19 protein-coding genes are annotated in these 19,359 nt (G+C 42.8%); 3 read left to right on the plus strand and 16 right to left on the minus strand.

All coding sequences use genetic code 11. From position 1 onward, the window contains the following. Positions 1–11 precede the first annotated feature (11 nt). From ftsA to mraZ, 14 genes are read right to left on the minus strand one after another with little or no spacing between them, the layout of a single operon-like run. A complete protein-coding gene (ftsA, locus tag VOI46_RS13725; protein ID WP_004589420.1) occupies positions 12–1,244 on the minus strand; it encodes a cell division protein FtsA in 1,233 nt (410 codons plus the stop codon). Then, positions 1,241–2,026, minus strand: coding sequence for a cell division protein FtsQ/DivIB (locus tag VOI46_RS13730; RefSeq protein ID WP_004589419.1), 786 nt, complete (start codon positions 2,024–2,026; stop codon positions 1,241–1,243). Before VOI46_RS13730 ends, ftsA begins: the two co-directional genes overlap by 4 nt. A 1-nt stretch (position 2,027) precedes the next feature. Then, entirely contained in the window at positions 2,028–2,948 is a 921-nt protein-coding gene (locus tag VOI46_RS13735) for a D-alanine--D-alanine ligase (protein ID WP_004589418.1), read from the minus strand. After that, positions 2,945–4,396 carry a UDP-N-acetylmuramate--L-alanine ligase gene (gene murC, locus VOI46_RS13740; protein ID WP_004589417.1) on the minus strand — a complete coding sequence of 484 codons (1,452 nt, stop codon included), beginning with the start codon at positions 4,394–4,396 and terminating at the stop codon, positions 2,945–2,947. The genes VOI46_RS13735 and murC overlap by 4 nt, the downstream gene beginning before the upstream one ends. Then, entirely contained in the window at positions 4,397–5,473 is a 1,077-nt protein-coding gene (gene murG, locus VOI46_RS13745; RefSeq protein ID WP_004589416.1) for an undecaprenyldiphospho-muramoylpentapeptide beta-N-acetylglucosaminyltransferase, read from the minus strand. It abuts the gene before it with no gap. Then, positions 5,470–6,645 carry a cell division protein FtsW gene (gene ftsW, locus VOI46_RS13750; RefSeq protein ID WP_004589415.1) on the minus strand — a complete coding sequence of 392 codons (1,176 nt, stop codon included), beginning with the start codon at positions 6,643–6,645 and terminating at the stop codon, positions 5,470–5,472. Before ftsW ends, murG begins: the two co-directional genes overlap by 4 nt. Next, the gene (murD, locus tag VOI46_RS13755; RefSeq protein ID WP_004589414.1) at positions 6,642–7,976 is read right to left on the minus strand and encodes a UDP-N-acetylmuramoyl-L-alanine--D-glutamate ligase; all 1,335 of its coding nucleotides are present in this window, start codon (positions 7,974–7,976) and stop codon (positions 6,642–6,644) included. The genes ftsW and murD overlap by 4 nt, the downstream gene beginning before the upstream one ends. Further along, positions 7,977–9,059 carry a phospho-N-acetylmuramoyl-pentapeptide-transferase gene (mraY, locus tag VOI46_RS13760; RefSeq protein WP_004589413.1) on the minus strand — a complete coding sequence of 361 codons (1,083 nt, stop codon included), beginning with the start codon at positions 9,057–9,059 and terminating at the stop codon, positions 7,977–7,979. Next, the gene (murF, locus tag VOI46_RS13765) at positions 9,059–10,441 is read right to left on the minus strand and encodes a UDP-N-acetylmuramoyl-tripeptide--D-alanyl-D-alanine ligase (protein WP_004589412.1); all 1,383 of its coding nucleotides are present in this window, start codon (positions 10,439–10,441) and stop codon (positions 9,059–9,061) included. The genes mraY and murF overlap by 1 nt, the downstream gene beginning before the upstream one ends. Further along, positions 10,438–11,916, minus strand: a complete 1,479-nt coding sequence (gene murE / locus VOI46_RS13770) for a UDP-N-acetylmuramoyl-L-alanyl-D-glutamate--2,6-diaminopimelate ligase (RefSeq protein ID WP_004589411.1) — start codon at positions 11,914–11,916, stop codon at positions 10,438–10,440. Before murE ends, murF begins: the two co-directional genes overlap by 4 nt. After that, the gene (locus tag VOI46_RS13775) at positions 11,909–13,726 is read right to left on the minus strand and encodes a peptidoglycan glycosyltransferase FtsI (RefSeq protein ID WP_004589410.1); all 1,818 of its coding nucleotides are present in this window, start codon (positions 13,724–13,726) and stop codon (positions 11,909–11,911) included. Before VOI46_RS13775 ends, murE begins: the two co-directional genes overlap by 8 nt. Then, the gene (gene ftsL, locus VOI46_RS13780; protein WP_004589409.1) at positions 13,723–14,049 is read right to left on the minus strand and encodes a cell division protein FtsL; all 327 of its coding nucleotides are present in this window, start codon (positions 14,047–14,049) and stop codon (positions 13,723–13,725) included. The genes VOI46_RS13775 and ftsL overlap by 4 nt, the downstream gene beginning before the upstream one ends. Further along, positions 14,046–14,984, minus strand: coding sequence for a 16S rRNA (cytosine(1402)-N(4))-methyltransferase RsmH (gene rsmH, locus VOI46_RS13785; RefSeq protein WP_004589408.1), 939 nt, complete (start codon positions 14,982–14,984; stop codon positions 14,046–14,048). Before rsmH ends, ftsL begins: the two co-directional genes overlap by 4 nt. A gap of 28 nt (positions 14,985–15,012) precedes the next feature. Further along, positions 15,013–15,471, minus strand: coding sequence for a division/cell wall cluster transcriptional repressor MraZ (gene mraZ / locus VOI46_RS13790; RefSeq protein ID WP_004589407.1), 459 nt, complete (start codon positions 15,469–15,471; stop codon positions 15,013–15,015). Between the two features lie 769 nt (positions 15,472–16,240). On the opposite strand from mraZ, the gene VOI46_RS13795 reads away from it, so the two are divergent. From VOI46_RS13795 to VOI46_RS13805, 3 genes are read left to right on the plus strand one after another with little or no spacing between them, the layout of a single operon-like run. Then, on the plus strand, positions 16,241–16,579 hold the full coding sequence (locus VOI46_RS13795; protein WP_004589131.1) for a hypothetical protein: 339 nt from the start codon (positions 16,241–16,243) through the stop codon (positions 16,577–16,579). 6 nt (positions 16,580–16,585) lie between these two features. Then, positions 16,586–17,032, plus strand: coding sequence for a hypothetical protein (locus VOI46_RS13800; protein WP_004589130.1), 447 nt, complete (start codon positions 16,586–16,588; stop codon positions 17,030–17,032). A 10-nt stretch (positions 17,033–17,042) separates the two neighbouring features. Further along, on the plus strand, positions 17,043–17,285 hold the full coding sequence (locus tag VOI46_RS13805; RefSeq protein WP_004589129.1) for a hypothetical protein: 243 nt from the start codon (positions 17,043–17,045) through the stop codon (positions 17,283–17,285). A gap of 60 nt (positions 17,286–17,345) precedes the next feature. Here the strand turns inward: VOI46_RS13805 and VOI46_RS13810 are convergent, their stop codons facing one another. After that, positions 17,346–18,326, minus strand: coding sequence for a glutathione S-transferase family protein (locus VOI46_RS13810; protein ID WP_004589128.1), 981 nt, complete (start codon positions 18,324–18,326; stop codon positions 17,346–17,348). A gap of 21 nt (positions 18,327–18,347) precedes the next feature. Continuing rightward, a complete protein-coding gene (locus VOI46_RS13815) occupies positions 18,348–19,190 on the minus strand; it encodes a pirin family protein (protein WP_004589127.1) in 843 nt (280 codons plus the stop codon). Positions 19,191–19,359 lie beyond the last annotated feature (169 nt).

Genomic DNA, 19,359 nt, shown 5'->3' on the forward strand with positions numbered 1-19,359 from the left:
ACTTGAGTACTTTAAAACTCGCCTTGGAACCATTTAGTAATGCGGTTCCACCAATTATTATTATCCTCTGCTTTCGACTTTTGTGCATTCATCGATTGCATAGTGCGCCCGTATTGTAACAAACCTACAGCGGTTGCGTACGAAGGATCGTCTACGTAGTCTGTCAAACCAACTATCCCGATTGGTTTGCCTATCCTCACTGGCATTTGGAAAATGTCTTCAGCCACTTCCATTGCGCCAGTCATTTTAGCAGTCCCGCCTGTAATAACGAGGCCTGCCGCAATTTGGTCTTCTAAACCTGAGCGACGAATTTCTTCCATCGCTAATTCAAATAATTCTCTAAAACGAGGCTCTACCACTTCAGATAAAGTATGGCGCGACATTAATCGTGCTGGTCGCCCGCCTACACTTGGTACTTCTATGGTGTCTTCGTTACTGGCCATTTGGCTACTTGCACATGCATATTGTACTTTGAGTGACTCAGCATGTGATATAGGTGTACGAAATATTTTTGCAATATCACCGGTTACTTGATTACCCGCCACTGGGATAACCGAAGAATGACGTAATGCCCCGTTAATATAAATAGTGATATCCATTGTACCACCACCAATATCAAGTACCGCTACGCCAAGCTCTTTTTCGTCATCGGTTAAAACCGAGTAACACGATGCAAGTGCGGTAAATATAAGCTGATCAACCTCTAAACCACAGCGCTCAACACATTTTTCAATGTTTTTAGCCATGTCGTTTGAGCAGGTAATAATGTGTGCACGTGCTTCCATACGTACACCGCTCATACCAAGGGGGTTTTTAATGCCCTCTTGCATATCAATACTGTATTCTTGCGGTAATGCATGCAGCATTTTACGCTCGGCCGAAATAGGCACAGAGCGCGCTATATGAATTACATTTTCAATGTCTTCATCGGTTACTTCTGTATTATTGATAGCAACCACGCCGCTTTCGTTTTGACATTGTATGTGCTTGCCAGAAATCCCTAAGTACACTGAGCTAATACGACAATCGGCCATTAACTCGGCTTCATCTATTGCTCGGCGAATCGACTCAGACACTAAGTTTAAATCGTTAACGCCGCCTTTATCCATACCATGAGATACTTGGCTGCCCACACCAACAATGCTGAGCTTGTTATCTGCGGTGATTTCACCTACCGTGGCCACCACTTTTGAGGTACCAACGTCTAATCCAATCACTAGGTTTCTTTCTGCTGACTTAGTCATGCCTTACTCTTATTTTGTAATTGCTGTTCTTGCACAGGCTTATAGCTAACTGCAAGGCCGGTATCATAGCGTAAATCTATTGCATCTATTTGTGCATCTGCACGCTTTTCCATGCGCGGGTACACATCTATAAACCGCTGTACTCGCTTTGCTTTGTCTTTGCGCCCTAAATTTAAGCGCACACCATTATCTAACCATAACTGCCACGAAAAACGCTCCGAAAGGGCTAAGCTTTTTAACGTTAATGCATTTACCTTTAGCATTTCGTCAAACTGCTTAAAGGCAATCCACGCTTCTTTTTCGCTGCCTTCTGGGCCGTAAAGTTGCGGTAAATCATTGGCGAGTTTATCGCTACTTGCTTCAAAGGCATCGCCACTTTGGTTTAGCAGTAAATCGCTATTCCAATGGGCTACGGCTTCGTGTTCAACTACGTACACTTGTATTGTATCGGGCCATTGCTTGCGTACCGATACGGTTGCAACCCAAGGTAAATCTTTTACCAGTTGCTGTACGCGTTTTACATCTAGCTCAAAAAAACTGCTTAAATCGGCCTTTTTTATTGCTTTTATTATGGCCTTTTCGTCAGTGTATTTGGGCTTTCCTAGCACTGTTAAGTGCTTTATTTGTGCATCTTTGTTCTCTACTAGCCAATCAGATACACCGGTAGTTATTTGCACGAGCCCAATCACTACCACCAGAAAAAAGCTCACACCAAAAATTAGCGACCAATTAAAGTTAAGTTGCTGTTTTAACTGTTGAGCTTTTTCTAAAAGGGGATGCATATTAAAGCGTTTGCCCCAAAATGCGAACAACTAATTGCTCAAATGTTGCCCCGTTTGCTTTTGCCGCCATAGGCACCAGCGATTTTTCGGTCATGCCAGGGACTGTATTTACTTCTAATAAATAAAAGTTCCCCTGCTCATCTTGCATGGCATCTACACGGCCCCAGCCGCTTGCACCCACTAAATCAAACGCCTCTAACGAGATAGCCTGTAAGTGCTGTGTATCTTGCGCCGATAAATCTGCAGGGCAATGATACTGTGTTGTATTTGATTGATACTTAGCTTGGTAATCGTAAAAACCATTTGGAGTCGTCATTTCAATCGCAGGCTGTACTTCATCGCCTAATACAGTCACGGTAAATTCGCGGCCGGTTATCCACTGCTCTACTAACACTTGGCTATCAAACTTAAAAGCATGTGTAAGAGCATCTTCAAGCTCTTGAGCGGTACTTGCTTGCGCCATACCTATGCTTGAGCCTTCGTGCGATGGCTTCACCATTACTTTTTTAAACTCATCCATAATAGCTTTTGCATCAAAGCCTTTTTTAGCATCAACAACTGCATAAGGCGCTGTACTTAGCCCTGCAGATTTAAATAAGTGCTTACAACGTACTTTATCCATTGCCAAGGCTGAGCCTAATACAGTGCTGCCCGTGTATGGCAAGTTCATAAATTCAAGCGCGCCTTGCACTGTCCCATCTTCGCCACCACGGCCATGCAAAGCAATAAAAACACGATCGACCTGTAATTCTTTTAGCTCCCACAAAGAGCGATTTTGCGGGTCAAAAGCAATGGCATCAACACCGGCATTTTGTAGTGCATTAAGCACCGCTTGCCCTGAACGTAGTGACACTTCGCGCTCTGCTGAGTTACCCCCAAGCAGTACTGCTACTTTACCAAATTGCGCGTTTTCTTGCGTCATACTTCACCTTGCTTTAATTTTTCCACCGACATACCTGTTGCCGCTAATGTTTTAACCAATTGTCCTATATTACCAGCGCCTTGCGTTAAAACTAAGTCGTTATTTTGTAAGTTATCGGCCAATACACCAGCAAGCTCTGCGCTCGTTGCTACATGTAGAGGCTCTTTTCCGCGCTGACGTAAGCTGCGGCACAGGCTTTTACTGTCTGCGCCAACAATAGGCTCTTCGCCGGCACTGTACACATCTAGTAATAAAAGTTGATCTACATCTGCTAATACTTTTACAAAGTCTTCGTATAAATCGCGTGTACGGGTAAACCTGTGTGGTTGATAAACCATAACTAAACGCTTTTCTGGCCAGCCTTCGCGTACCGCTGCAATGGTGGCAGCAACTTCTGATGGGTGATGTCCGTAATCATCCACCAGCATGACATTGCCGCGCTCATTTTCAAAATTGCCATAATGCTGGAAGCGTCGTCCTATGCCTTCAAATTTTTGCAGCGCCTCTAAAATTGCGTGGTTAGCAATGTTTTGATCTTTAGCCACTGCAATTGCCGCCGTGGCATTAAGTGCGTTGTGCTTACCTGGCATATTAAGCGTTGCACTTAAGCTTTCACCGCTTTTATGTGTCACTGTAAAAGTACAAGTACTTGCTGATTGGCTAAAATCGCTCATGCGGTAGTCGGCATCTTTTGACTCGCCATACGTGATCACAGGGCGACCAAAACGCGGGATCAGCTCACTTGCTACTTGCGAGTCTATGCACACTACGGCTAAGCCATAAAATGGCAGGTTATGAATAAAGTCCACATAAGTGTCTTTCATTTTCTCAAGACTGCCGCCATAGGTTTCCATGTGATCTTCTTCAATATTGGTGATCACCGATACCATAGGCTGTAAATGCAAAAACGATGCATCGCTTTCATCTGCCTCAGCAATTAAAAAGTCGCTCTTGCCCACTTTTGCATTACTGCCCGCGCTATTTAATAAGCCGCCAATAATAAAAGTAGGATCAAGCCCTGCCTGAGCATAAATGCTGGCAATTAAACTGGTTGTTGTGGTTTTACCATGTGTGCCCGCAATAGCAATGCCATGGCGAAAACGCATTAATTCGGCAAGCATTTCTGCACGGCGAACTACCGGTATACGCGCTGCTTTTGCAGCAATAATCTCAGGGTTTGTTTCATCAATAGCACTTGAAACAACAACTACGTTGGCATCTTTTACGTTGTTTTCGTGATGGCCTATAAATACTTCTGCACCGGCTTTAATTAAGCGTTCGGTCATTGCGCTGTGCGCTATATCTGAGCCTGTAATGCGGTAGCCTTCAAAAGCCAGTACTTCAGCAATGCCGCCCATACCCGCACCACCAATACCAATAAAATGGATGGTTTCTATTCGACGCATAGCAGGTCGAGTTTGTTGTTCTTGTATTGACTTATCTTTCACTTATTTTCTCTTATTTGTTACTTGCTCACAGTGCGAGGCAACGCTTGCTGTGGCATCTAAAATGGCTTGCTGCTTAGCATTACTGGCCATTTGTTTAATTAATATAGGCTTTGCCAAATACGGGTTTAATAGCTCAACTATTGAATCTTTATTAAACTGCGGCTGAGGCATTAAAAGCGCGCCATTTGCGGTTACTAAATATTTTGCGTTGGCGGTTTGATGATCGTCTACCGCATGTGGAAACGGCACAAATACAGCCATTTTACCCGCGGCGGCAATTTCACTAACAGTCAGTGCACCAGCACGGCAAATAACAATATCGGCCCACGCGTAGGCGGCGTCCATAACATCAATAAATTCAGCAACTTTTAGGTCTTCATCTGCAATGTTGTTTTTCGCATACGCGCTTTTCACGCCCTCAATATGGCCTTTACCTGTTTGGTGCCACATTTTAATTGGCGCTGTTTTAGCAAGTAAATTAAACGCCTCTGGCAGTGTTTGGTTAAGCACTTGTGCGCCTAGCGAGCCTCCCACCACTAAAATATTAATAGGGATTGAAACATCACGTTTAGCTACATTAGCAACGCTTGCACGTACTGGGTTACCGACTAATTCGGCTTGCCCTGGTGCAAAGGCGCTTGGAAACGCAGCAAGTACTCTGTTAGCAAATTTTGCCAACCACTTGTTGCTCATTCCTGCTACTGCATTTTGCTCATGAATCACCAGTGGGATGCCTAAACTTTTAGCGGCAATGCCGGTTGGCCCAGTTACATAGCCGCCCATAGCAAGCACTACATCTGGTTGCTGAGATTTCAATACCTTACGCGCCTGCAATATTGCATTAAGTACCATGAATGGGGCTTTAATAAGACGCTTTAAGCCATTACCGCGTACGCCCTTTACATTAATAAAATCAATTTCAATGTTGTGCTTTGGTACAACATCCGCTTCCATTCTGTCTGGCGTGCCTATCCAGCTTACTTGCCAGCCTTGCTCTTTTAAATAATCGGCTACAGCAATACCTGGGAATATATGCCCGCCTGTACCACCGGCCACAACTACTAATTTTTTACTCATCGCTTACCTCCGCGTGAGGTGGCTTGTTTGGTTGCCATTTTGGTTTCAAAATCAACACGCAATAAAATACCGGTGGCAATCGTCATTATTAATAAACTTGAACCACCATACGAAATAAACGGCAAGGTTAACCCTTTAGTCGGTAATAACCCCGCACTGGCGCCTACATTAACCATGGTTTGAAACGCAAACCAAATGCCAATAGCAAACGCAAAATAGCCTTCGTATTCTTTGCCACATTTTAAAGCTTGTTGGCCTATTAAAAGCGCCCTAAATACAAACACAGCCAACACACATAAAATACTTGCTACACCTACAAGGCCTAGCTCTTCACCTATAACGGCAAAAATAAAATCGTTATGCGCCTCGGGTAAATACTGTAACTTTTGCACGCTGTTACCTAACCCTTGGCCAAACCAGCCGCCTTGGCTGTAGGCCATAAGCGATTGCACTAACTGATACCCTTTGCCAAATGGGTCTTCCCAAGGGTCTAAAAAGCCCACCACTCGCGCCATTCTGTATGGCTCTACAATAATCAGTAATACAACAAGCCCTACGCCCGTTAAAATAAGTACAAAAAACTGCCATAACTTTGCGCCGGCCAAAAATAACAGCCCCACAGTTGTTACAAACATAACCACCACGGTTCCTAAATCGGGCTGTAGTAAAATAAGTAAGGCATAGACCGCAAATACAGCGATAGGCTTAGCAAAGCCTTTAATATTTTCTTGTACTTCTTCGCGCTTTCTTACCAAGTAGCCTGCTATATAACTGAAAAAGTATAATTTAGCGGCCTCGGCTACCTGAAAACCAACAGGTCCAATGGGTATCCAACGCTTAGCGCCGTTGACTTCACGGCCTATAATTAACACCGCAATAAGTAGCACCATACCAAGCAGCAACAAATACGGGTTTGAGCGCTTCCACCAATCCATAGGCACGCTGGCGGCAATCCAAAATAAAACAAATGCCATCGCTAAAAACATGCTGTGGCGAATGGTAATATGGTATGAGTTATCAAACAGCCTTTCGGCTGTGGGCATTGAGGCGCTGGTCACCATTATAAAACCCACCCCTATAAGCATTAACATGCAATAAAGCAGTGGCACATCGTAAAGCTGTGCTGAGGGTTTTGGGGTGAGTGTTTCTTTTAAATCGGCAAAGGCAATCATAATTGCCCTTCCATTACACATTGCACAAAGTCATCACCGCGTTGCATGTAGTTGTTATACATATCAATGCTGGCACAGGCAGGGGCAAGTAATACAATGTCACCGCGCTTGCTAAGTACTTTAGCGAGCGATACCGCCTCTTGCATTGTGTTTACTAAGTGCGATTTACTCGTTAAAGCAGCAAGCTCTGCTGCATCTTTCCCAAAGCATATAAGCGCTTTTACATGACTTTTTATATATGGCTTTAACGCACTTAAATCAGCGCCTTTAGCATCACCACCGGCTATAACAATCAGGTTTTCGTGATCTGAGGCCAAACTATCTATTGCCGCTATAGTGGCGCCAACATTGGTGGCTTTAGAGTCGTTAAAGTATTGAACACCATGTTGCTCATCAACAAACTGGCAACGGTGCGCTAAACCATTAAATTGACAAAGCGCCGCTGCGTACTGTTCTTTACTAATATCAAACGGGCTTAATAACGCCATAACCGCAAGTGTATTTAAGTAATTGTGCTTACCAACGACCGCAAGCGTGCTAACAGGTAAGTACGCCTCGCCTTTTACTATAAAGTGCAGCTCATTATTGCGCTCAGCTAAGTGGTAATCACCTTGGTCGGTGCCAAAGCTCATTTGCGGCGCTAAAGCGCGACTAATAGGCTTAGTTTGAATATCATCTGCGTTGGTTACTAAAAGCTCAGCATTGTTATAAATACTTAATTTAGAGTCGATATAGGCTTGGTAGCTGTCGTAACGATCTAAATGATCTTCAGATATATTTAATACCGCTGCGCTTATTGGTTTTAAGCTTGAGCAGGTATCTAGCTGAAAACTCGAAAGCTCCAGCACATACACGTCAAAATCATCACTTAGTAAATCCAATACCGCAGTGCCAATATTGCCACCTAATGCCACCTTATAACCTGCTGCTTTTAATACCTCGTAGGCCAAGGTAACAACGGTTGATTTACCATTAGAGCCTGTAACAGCAACAACCGGTTTTGTATTTATACGAGCAAACAGCTCTACATCACCAATTACTTCAATGCCTGACTCTATTGCTTGAGCAATTGCGGGAATTTTTAAGCTAAGCCCGGGGCTTATGATGATCATGTCGGTTTTACAAAGCGCGGCGCTAGCTAAATCACCAAAATGCGTATTAAGCTCAGGAGCATGCTCGCTTAGCCAATCCATACCTGGTGGCGCAACCCGGCTATCAACGACCTTGGGTGCAAAACCATGAGATAATAAAAAACGCACAATGCCCAGACCGGTTACACCGAGTCCGAGCACTGTTATATGTTTGTTTTTTATCTCGTTTAAATACTGCATTTATCGAATCTTTAATGTCGCAAGGCCAGCAAGTACTAGCACAATTGAAATTATCCAAAAGCGCACAATAACACGTGGCTCTGGCCAACCTTTTAGCTCGTAATGATGATGAATCGGCGCCATTCTAAAAATGCGCTGTCCGCGTAATTTGTATGAGCCCACTTGTAAAATTACCGATAAAGCTTCCATTACAAACACACCGCCCATAATAATAAGCAGTAGCTCTTGGCGTACTAAAATAGCAATAATGCCCAGCGCGCCGCCAAGTGCCAGCGACCCTACATCACCCATAAACACTTGTGCTGGGTAAGTGTTAAACCATAAAAAGCCTAACCCAGCGCCAACAATAGCGGTACACACAACCACCAGCTCACTAGCAAGCGGTAAATGCGGGATATGTAAGTAAGCCGAAAAGTTAATATTACCGGTTAAATAAGCAATTATGGCCAGTGCTGCAGCCACTAAAATAGTCGGCACAATCGCCAGGCCATCTAAGCCATCAGTCAGGTTTACCGCGTTTGAAGTGCCCACTAATGCAAAGTAAGTAATTACAATGTAAAACAAGCCTAATTGTGGCAATACATCTTTAAAAAATGGCACAACGAGTGAGGTTTCTGACGCTTGTGTACTCGTTGCATACAGTGCAGTTGCCACCACTAGAGCAATAACCGATTGCCAAAAATACTTCCATTTAGCAATTAACCCTTTAGGATCTTTGCGTATTACTTTGCGGTAGTCATCTATAAAGCCCACTAAACCTAATGAGCCAATTACAAATAAGGTTGCCCATACGTATTTGTTTGATAAATCAGCCCATAATAAGGTGCTGGTAAATATGGCGCCTAAAATAAGTAAGCCTCCCATAGTAGGAGTGCCTTTTTTAGATAAGTGAGATTCGGGGCCATCATCACGTACTACTTGGCCAATTTGCATTTTTTGTAACGAACGAATGAGCTTAGGGCCAAAATAAAGCGACATCATTAACGCTGTTAATATGCCTAAAATGGCACGTAGGGTTAAATACGAAAAAACATTAAAGCCACTGTAATATTGGGTTAAATACTCTGCCAGCCAAACTAACATTATGATACTCCATTGATGGCTTGTTGCTGGCCATTTACTAAATCGGTTACTAATAATTCCATGCGAGAACTGCGCGATCCTTTCACCACAAGCGTGGTTTTATTGTTTGTGTTATTAAGACTGGTTTGAATTTGCTTGAGCATCTCTTCGCGGTTAGAAAAATGACGGTTTGGCTTATCAAATACATCGCTTGCGTATTTACTTAACACACCTAACGTATACAGCTCATCAATGCCTTGTTGTTTGGCGTATTCGCCTACTTCTTGATGGTAAGTTCTGGCTTGTTCACCAAGCTCTCCCATATCGCCCAGTGCTAAAATACGGAGCCCTTGAATATCACTTAATAAATCAATTGCTGCTTTTACCGACTTAACGTTTGCATTGTAGGTATCATCAATAACAGTCAGTGAATCACTTACTTTTATTAAATTTACGCGCCCCTTAACATCGCCCATGGTGGCAAGTGCGGTGGCTATCTCTTCAAGTGATACATCAAACTCGCTGGTTAAAGCCGCGGCAATAAGCGCGTTACTCACGTTGTGCTTACCAGGAAGAGCAAGCGTTACTGGTACTTTTTGATCTTGTGTACACAATAAAAAGCTTGCGCGAGCATTTTCGTCTAGGCTGATATTTTCAGCCCAAATATCAAGTTTTTCAGTACTTGAAAAACACTTAACAGTGCGCCCTTTTAATTTATCAAGCCAGTATTGGCTAAATTCGCTATCGCAGTTAACAATGGCAACGCCATCGTCTTTTAGGCCATCAAAAATCTCACCTTTTGCCTTCGCAACCCCCATTAGGCTGCCAAAGCCTTCTAAATGCGCAGCGGCCACATTACACACCACAGCTACATCGGGTTTTGCCATGGCGGTAGTGTAAGCAATTTCGCCTAAATGATTAGCGCCAAGCTCTATAACAGCAAAACGGTGCTGCGGCTCTAAACGTAATAGCGTAAGTGGTACGCCAATATCGTTATTAAAATTACCTTTTGTAGCAAGCACATCTCCGTGCACCGATAAAATAGCGGCGCACATTTCTTTTACCGTTGTTTTACCCACGCTGCCCGTAATAGCAATGGTTTTAGGGTTAACCTGCGCCATAACTGCCGCACCTATATTGCCTAATGCAATACGGGTATCGCTAACAACAAACTGCACAATATCTACATCTACTTTATGCTGAACAATAACGCCAATAGCGCCTTTTTGTTTAGCGTCAGCAATAAATTTATGGCCATCAAAATTAGGCCCTTTTAAAGCTAAAAACACCTCACCGTCGCAAATACTGCGGGTATCGGTATTAATATTTACTACATTGAGATTATCACCTTGATAATCGGTTGCTAGCACATTTGCCAGCCAATCAAAGTCCATTGGGATCATTGAGTTATCCCTCTTACTGCTTTTTTTAGTTGTTCTTTTACATAACTGCGATCGCAAAAGTCGATACGTTGATCGCCAATAATTTGGTAATCCTCGTGGCCTTTGCCGGCAATTAAAATTACGTCATCCGCATTTGCATTTTCTATTGCATAGCGAATGGCTTTTGCTCTATCAGCCTCTAAATGGGCTTTTTCAGGCTGCGATAAACCCGCTGCCACATCTGCCAAAATAGCATCTGGGTTTTCTGAACGCGGATTGTCGCTGGTAACAATAACCTTATCTGCATTTTGCTCTGCCGCTTGCGCCATTAAGGCACGCTTACCTTTATCTCTGTCGCCGCCACAACCAAAAACACAACTAACCCCACCAGGCACATGCTTTTGCAATGCTTGTAAAGCCAGAGCAAGTGCATCAGGCGTATGGGCGTAATCAACAACGCACGTGGGTAAATTAACTTCGCTAAACGCTTGCATACGCCCAGCAACGGGGTGCAAATGCGCGCATCCGGCGGCTAACTGCTCAAGCGGATAACCTAGCCCCAACAATGTTGCCAGTGCCGCAGTTAAATTATATAAGTTAAACTCACCAAATAGAGGCGATGTTACGCTAATATCACCCCAACTTGTGCTCAATTGCGCCGAAATACCATTTTTAGAATATTCAACATCAGAAAAATACACATACTGTGCATTTTTAGGTGCTAAATTTTTACGACCATAACAAATAAGATTATTAAAACTGTATTTTTCAAGCCATTGCTCTGCTTGCCCATCGTCTTGATTAAGCACCACTAGCTGTGGGTCAAAATCGCGAAACAGCATAAGCTTAGCGTCGCCATAACTTGTCATATCGCCGTGATAATCAAGGTGATCGCGCGATAAATTAGTAAATACCGCCGCTTTAAATTGGCATTGTGCCACACGTTGTTGCACTAACCCGTGCGATGAAACCTCCATCGCCACAAGCTTTTTATGCTGCTGTTTTAAGTCATGCAATATGTGCTGCAAGTCAACAGCCGAAGGCGTGGTATTAATAAGTGGCGTAAGTGTATCGGGGTGGCCATAACCTAATGTGCCTATAATGGCCGAAGGGGTACTACAAAACTGCGCTAAATGCGCCATCATGGCCGTTGTTGTAGATTTGCCATTAGTGCCCGTTACACCAATTAAATCGAGAGATTGGCTTGGGTTTTCATAAAATTGACTCGCTAGCTCTGGGAGTTTTTTATCAAGCTCAGTTACTAAATACAGTGGCTCAAAAGTGACATCAAATTCGCAGAGCCTATCGGCAATAATGGCTGTAGCGCCGTTTTCAATTGCTTTGGCAATAAACTGTCCGCCATCAAGCGCATGGCCTTTTATAGCCACAAATACATCGCCAGGGGTTACATCACGGCTATCAAGGCGTAAATCTTTAACTAGCTGCGAAGGTGCATCTATGTCGATGTATTTTAAAATAGCCTTTAAATCACGCATCGTTATCTTTACCTTTTACGTAAGCCACTTCTTCCTTATCAGGGGCTACGTTTAATATTCTTAATGCGTTAGAGACGATTTCTGCAAATGCAGGGCCTGCGGTGGCACCTCCATAGTACACATCGCCACCGGGCTCATTTATCATCACTACCACAGCCAAGCGTGGATTACTTGCCGGTGCTACACCTGCAAAATAACCTACGTATTCATCACCGTAACCACCAGCAACCGCCTTTTTAGAAGTACCGGTTTTGCCTGCCGCACGGTAGCCATCTACTTTTATGTTTCGGGCTGTACCGTCTTTTTCAAACACGCTTTCCATCATGTGAACAACGGCTTCTACGTCTTTTTGTTTAAAAATACGCTCGCCTTCTGGCACACCGTCTTGCTTTAAAATCGTTAACGGACGATTAATCCCACCGGCACCTAACATGGTGTAAAAGCGGGCCATTTGCGCCGTACTTACCGAAATAGCATAACCAAACGATAACGTGGCAATTTCAAAGTCAGACCAGCGGCGGTTTGGATAAAATAAACCACTACTTTCGCCGACCATGCCTGTGCCGGTATCGCTACCAAAGCCCACTTTTTGATATAAGCCAACTAAGTAATCTTTAGGTACTTGCTGCGTTACCTTCGCCACGCCCATGTTTGATGAATACTTTAAAATTTCGCGAAGCGTCATTTCACCGTGGTTACGGGTATCTTTTACTAAACTGCCGCCTAAACGCATCCAACCTGGGTAGGTATCAATGGTGTCGTCGGCTTTAATTGCGCCGTAGTCTAGCCCAGCTAAAATGGCTAGTGGCTTAACGGTTGAGCCTGGTTCAAACAAATCGGTAATTGCGCGGTTACGGCGTTTATGTGGTTGTGCATCGTTCAAATTATTTGGATTAAATGATGGGCTATTTACCATGGCCAAAACTTCACCGGTTTTAACATCAACCACCATGGCCGACCCCGATGTCGCTTTATATGTGAGTACAGCAGATTTTACTGCTTTATAAGCAATTGCTTGAATACGTTGATCAATACTCAGCTGAATATTTTCAGGCTCTACACGCTCACGCTCATCTAATACTTCAACTTCGCGGCCTTGAGCATCTTTACGAATAGTGCGACGGCCTTCTTCGCCTGTTAAGGCATTTTCGTAGAGTTTTTCAATGCCTTCTATGCCTTTTCCATCAATGTTAGTAAAACCAATAATGTGGGCCGTTACCTCTCCTGCAGGGTAATAACGTTTAGACTCATCTAACAAATGAATACCAGGTAAGCGTAATTGGCTAATGTAGTTGGCAACAGCCGGTGTAACTTGGCGCTTTAAATACACAAAACGACGGGTGGGATCATTTAATAAACGCGAATTTATTTTTTTAGGATCGATACGTAAAACATCTGCCAGCTCACGCCAACGCAGATCATTTTCATAATAAACAGAGGTACGCTTATCAAGCTCAGCGGCATTTTCTGCAAGCGTTTTATGATCTTCACCGTTTTTACGTGCTTGTTTTATAACTTTAGCAACAAGTGACTTATCCAATGCTTTAGGATCGGCATACACACTGACTACAGGCACACTTACAGCAAGCTCTTTGCCTTGACGATCGAAGATCATACCGCGTTGTACATGTAGTTTTTCTACACGCACGGTGCGTTTATCGCTTTCTGAACGGGCTTTATCTGGCTCAATAACTTGTAAATAGGCAGCACGCGACACCAGTGTTACAAACACTAAAAAAACCACAGTGCACACCAACATAAAGCGCCATGTGATTAAGTTATTGACCTGTTTTTTGCCGCGATTTCTCATTGTATTATTATTACCTGTTCATCCTGACTGGTAGGGCGCTTCATTTGAAGCTGCGTGGTAGCAACTTCTTCAATGCGCGCATGCTGCGAATAAAACTCTTCTTCTACAAGTAAATAACGCCATTCAAGGTCGAGCTCATCTCGCTCTTGTAGCAGCGTATCTTGCTCAATTAGCTGCGCGCGAGCCGAGTGCGTAACCTGAACTACTGCAAAGCTTGAAGCGAATATCACAACCAACAAGGCCGAGGTTAGCTTGTTAGCTCCTAGGCCTTTTAATATTTCTAAAAATAAATTGGGTTGGCGATGATTCGCTTTAGTGTTCATCCAAGCCTCTGTGCAATCCTAAGTACTGAGCTGCGAGAGCGTGGATTACGCTCTATTTCTTCAGCACTTGGTTTAATAGCTTTACCCACTGCTTTTAACGTCAGGTTTTTATTTATTTGTGCGTCGGTTAAAGGCAGACCTCTGGGTATCGCTTCTCCCTTACTCTGTTTTCTAATAAATTGCTTCACTATTCTGTCTTCAAGTGAATGAAACGAAATAACCACTAAACGTCCACCTGGCTTTAATACTTTTACAGCGGCTTGCAGTGCGGTTTGAATTTCTTCCAGTTCACTGTTTATGTAAATTCTGATTGCCTGAAATGTACGTGTGGCTGGGTGTTTAAATTTATCTTTAACGGGCACCGCTTCATCGACTAAATCGGCAAGTTGCTTGGTTGTGGTAATTGGCGTGTGCTCTCTTACCTCAAGTACTTTGTGGGCAATACGCTTACCAAATTTTTCTTCACCGTAGGTTTTAATTACATGGGTAATGTCTTCAAGCTCAGCTTCGGCTAGCCACTGCGCTGCACTGCGCCCACTTGTTGGGTCCATGCGCATATCAAGAGGGCCGTCTTTCATAAAGCTAAAGCCACGCTCTGCGTCATCAAGCTGGGGTGAGGACACGCCAATATCTAATAAAATGCCATCAACTTTACCTAACAGATCGTTTTGCTCTGCAACATCGTATAAGTTAGAAAAGCGGGTGTGAGCTATAGCAAAGCGTGCGTCATCGGCAAATTTTTCAGCCGACTTTATTGCTTGTGGATCTTGATCAATGGCCTGTAAACGCCCTTGCTCACCAAGTCGAGCAAGTATTTGACCTGAGTGTCCGCCACGTCCAAAAGTACCATCCATGTATATGCCGTCTGGCTTAATTGCAAGAGCATCGATGGTTTCGTCCATTAATACGGATACGTGTTCAAATTGCGCAGTCATTAGCTTGTGTTTGCCTTTTTTAGTGCCGTTAGAGTGTGAAATTATCTAAATCTTGGTTTGCTTCAAAATCGCCGAGCCTTTCCAGCTCAGTGTCTTGGCGCATTTGTTCGTGCCAACGCGCTTCATCCCAAATTTCAAATTTATTCATTAAACCAACTAGCATGATCTTTTTGCCAAGTTCTGCGTGGCTACGCAATGAAGGCGCCAGCAAAATTCGACCATTTTTATCAAGTTGATACTCTGTGGCATTACCTAACAACATACGTTGCATTCGGCGAGCGCGTGGATTCATATTAGAGATTTTAGATAAGCGGCTTTCTATTTCTTGCCACTGTGCAAGAGGATACAACCATAAACACGGCTCGTTTAGCGCAATGGTACATATTACCGTTCCTTGATCTTCAGACAGCAAAGCGTCTCGGTACTTAGTCGGTACCGCAAAACGTCCTTTATCATCCAAGCTCAGTGAACTAGCGCCACGAAACATAAAAAGCCTACTTTTAAATTGTGTAATCGAGTTTCGATTAATTTGATCCAGTTAGATCCACTAAAAACCACTTTTTACCACAGTGCTCCAGTTTAGGGCTTGACAAGCCTTTTTGTCAAGTAAGCTGACCAGCTTTAACGTCTCGCTAAGCTAGAAAAAATAAGGCTTTACGCAAAGCGATTGAATTACGTGGGAAAAAGTGGAGGTAGTAGATAAAATTTTTTTAAAGCGTTGCTAATAACGTTTGGTTCACATAATTTGCTTACTGAATAATCAATGAATAATTACAAAAAAATGAATCTAGGGCCTGTTGACCTTTAAGGATTATAATTTGTTCAATCTAAGGGGTATTTAATCGCGGCTTGAGGTTTGTAACCTAGTGGGCTAAGTAAAAACCGAGTAACAGAGAGTAAATGCCCCCTAGGCAGAACCCTTCGGGCAGCGCCTGTTTGACATTTATACGTCGTTATCGCCTATTTATGGGGAATAACCACACTACATAGGCTCTACCTTGCCTAAATCCCAAACAGACTGCTGCAAATTAAATCTCGAAAGGTAAACAGGCCCTAGGTTTATAGCCATGTAAAATTTACTTAGCACAGCAGCAATACTTACTTCATGCTGCTTTTTATTTAATCTACCGCACCCTACCTTAAATATATAAAAACAATAGAATCAAGTGGTTAAATTATTTTTAATGGTTGGTTTAATCGTTGCATCTGCTATAGCACCAGTTAAATTTTTTTATTTTATTTATTAAGGATTGATTATGGCTACTGCAACAAATACAAAACCGAATACTGAAACAAACATGAAACCTGATCTTAAACAAAAAGAGAGTGAGGCACCGTTGACTGAAAAAGCAACGTCTGTAGCACACGATGCAGTAGATGCACTTTCAAGCAAGGCATCAGTTGCTGAGTCAAGCGTACGTAAAGGCGCTTCAAGCTCTGCAGAAGCACTAAGCGAAAAACAACTTATTGCTCGTGAAAAACTAACTGAGTGCAGCGCAAAAACGCGTGCTTTTGCCTCAGAAAATCCGCTAGCAACAGCGGGGATTGCTTTTGCGGCGGGTATGCTTGTAACGTCACTATTTCGTCGTAAGTAATAAATAATGAGTAGCTCACAAACAACAGCAACCACGGACGGTAATGCTCAAAATCAAACAACTGATGACCCTAGCCAAAAGGATGATTGGCAGGATCATATAGCAAAGATCATTGAATACTCTGACCAGCTCAAGGAGGATTATAAAACGCAAGGAAAGCTTACCCACCAACTTGCAAAGGCTGAGTGGAAGCTGTCGTTACGATCAATGGCGTTGATCACTATATTTTTAGGATGTTTTGCCAGTGGTTTGATTTTGTTGTGGGCCGGCTTACTAGGTGCAATTGGCTACGGTGTATATGATTTATTTGGCTCGGTTTGGCTTAGCTTTGCTACTGCTGCACTCGCGCAAATAATTTGTTTAATTTGGCTTTGGCGAAATACCGTATACCTAAGCAATAAAATTGGCTTTAGTAAAACGATTAAAAGTTTAAAGCAACTTTTAAATCTATAAGGAAATAACCATGCTCGTTAATTTTCTAATTAAAGAACCCAATGAGAACGTTGACACGTTAAATAAGCAAATGGATTTACAGCATGCATTAAAGCGCCAGCACCATGCAGCAATAAAGTATCGCTTTAAGCGCTTTGCAGCCACCAAGGTAGGATTGGCATCAGCCTTTTTAGCCGGAGCAACTGTTCAAGCTGGCAAAAGCGAAACCAGCTTTGTGCGAAAATACGGCTGGCTGGTAAAGTTATTTGCATAGCAGCAATTGCATTTATAAAAGCATTTTTAAAAGTGCAATTGCCGCTTACTTTAATACCTCTTAGTCCAACTCGTCTCTATTATGGTTTTGGCTAAAGTTTAACGCCGGCCCTTTTGGAATAATTTGCGTTGGGTTGATCATTGTGTGGCTAAAATAGTAATGCCGCTTAATATGCTCAAGGTTAACCGTACTGGCTACTCCCTCTATTTGGTATAACTCACGTACATAGTTACTCAGCGCTGGGTAGCTTTCAATGGTGCGTAAATTACACTTAAAATGCCCTACATACACGCTATCGAACCGAATGAGTGTGGTAAATAAACGCCAATCCGCTTCAGTTAATGTGCTCCCCATCAGGTAACGATTTTTACTTAGTATGCCTTCTACTTTATCAAGTGCTTTAAATAACGCAGTAAATGCATCTTCGTATGCTGTTTGTGTGGTTGCAAAACCCGCTTTATACACCCCATTATTAATATTGGTATAAACAAGGTCGTTAATTTCATCAATATCAGCTTGTAGTGATTGTGGGTAATAGTCATCCGTATTATTCGTAATTTCATTAAATGCGGTATTGAACATACGAATAATATCTGCAGATTCATTACTAACAATTTTATTTTGCTGCTTATCCCAAAGCACAGGCACAGTTACTCGCCCACTGTAATTTTCATCGTGCTTAGTATAAATTTGATGTAAGTATTCACTATTAAATAAATCATCGCCGCTACTGAGGTTATCTTTATCAAAGCTCCACCCCTTATCTAACATATCTGGGCTGACTACCGATACGCTAATAATATCGCTTAGGCCTTTTAGCTGTATGAATATAAGTGTGCGATGCGCCCACGGGCACGCTAAGGCAACATATAAGTGGTAGCGATTTGCTTGCGCTTTAAACCCACCACTTCCTGTAGGTCCAGGGCTGCCATCTTTTGTGATCCAATTACGAAGCTGCGCTGCTTCGCGTTTAAATTTACCATTATTCGAGTCGGTGTCGTACCATTTGTCTTGCCATTGGCCATCAACTAATAAACCCATAATAACCTCCTCAATTAACTATTAAATGTTGCCAAATTCGCCGTTTTGATAATCACGCACCGCTTGTTTAATTTCCTCTTGCGTGGTCATTACAAATGGGCCCATATGTGCAATAGGTTGCTCAAGTGGGTCACCCGCTAAAATAAGTATCCCCGCCCCCTTTTGTGAAGATATATCAATGTCACTGTTTTCACTTAATATAAGCAACTTGCCAGCATTAAATGTTTGCTCGTCACCTGTAATAAGCTCACCGGTATGAACATAAATCATCACTTTACGTTGTTTAAGCCCTGCTAACTGCATGCGTGTATTAACGGGGAGAGTAACATTGGCCAGTGCAGCATTGGCCGCTAAGCTTTGCAAACTCGACGTTAACGTACAATCTTCAAACTGCCAATTACCCGCAAGTGCGCTAAAGCTCACGCCGTGCTTGTTAGTGACTTCAGGCGCTGGATTTTGTGTAGTATCTTGATAACGTGGCGCACGCATTTTTTCGCCACTGGGCATATTGATCCAAATTTGAAAGCCATGCAGCCCCTCTTTTGCATCTGTCAGTGGCATTTCACTGTGCATTACGCCTCTACCTGTACTCATCCATTGTACATCGCCAGATCGGATCGCTTTTTTGTTGCCCATTTGATCTTGGTGTTCAAAGCCACCTTTAATAATGTACGTAAAGGTTTCAATGCCGCGATGAGGGTGCGGTGGAAAGCCACCAATATAGTCACTTTCATTGTTAGACTTTAGCTCATCAATCATTAAAAAAGGGTCGAGATATTTGCCATCAAAACCAGGTATTCGACTTATGTTTACACCATCACCATCTTGGGTGGCGTAAGCAGTTAACACTTTTGCTATGTTCATATTTAAAATACTGTAGTAGATTAATTAATGAGCTTATTAAAGCATTCATAAAACAATACGACTATGTCTTTAAATCGAGCAAAACATTCTATTTTTTAGAAAGTTGAGTGCTTATTTTGATAATTCGTTTATTTGGCATAATAAGCTTCATGATTAAAAACACAGACTT

This window comes from Pseudoalteromonas sp. CuT4-3, assembly GCF_035666335.1.
Taxonomy (GTDB): Bacteria; Pseudomonadota; Gammaproteobacteria; order Enterobacterales; family Alteromonadaceae; genus Pseudoalteromonas; species Pseudoalteromonas atlantica.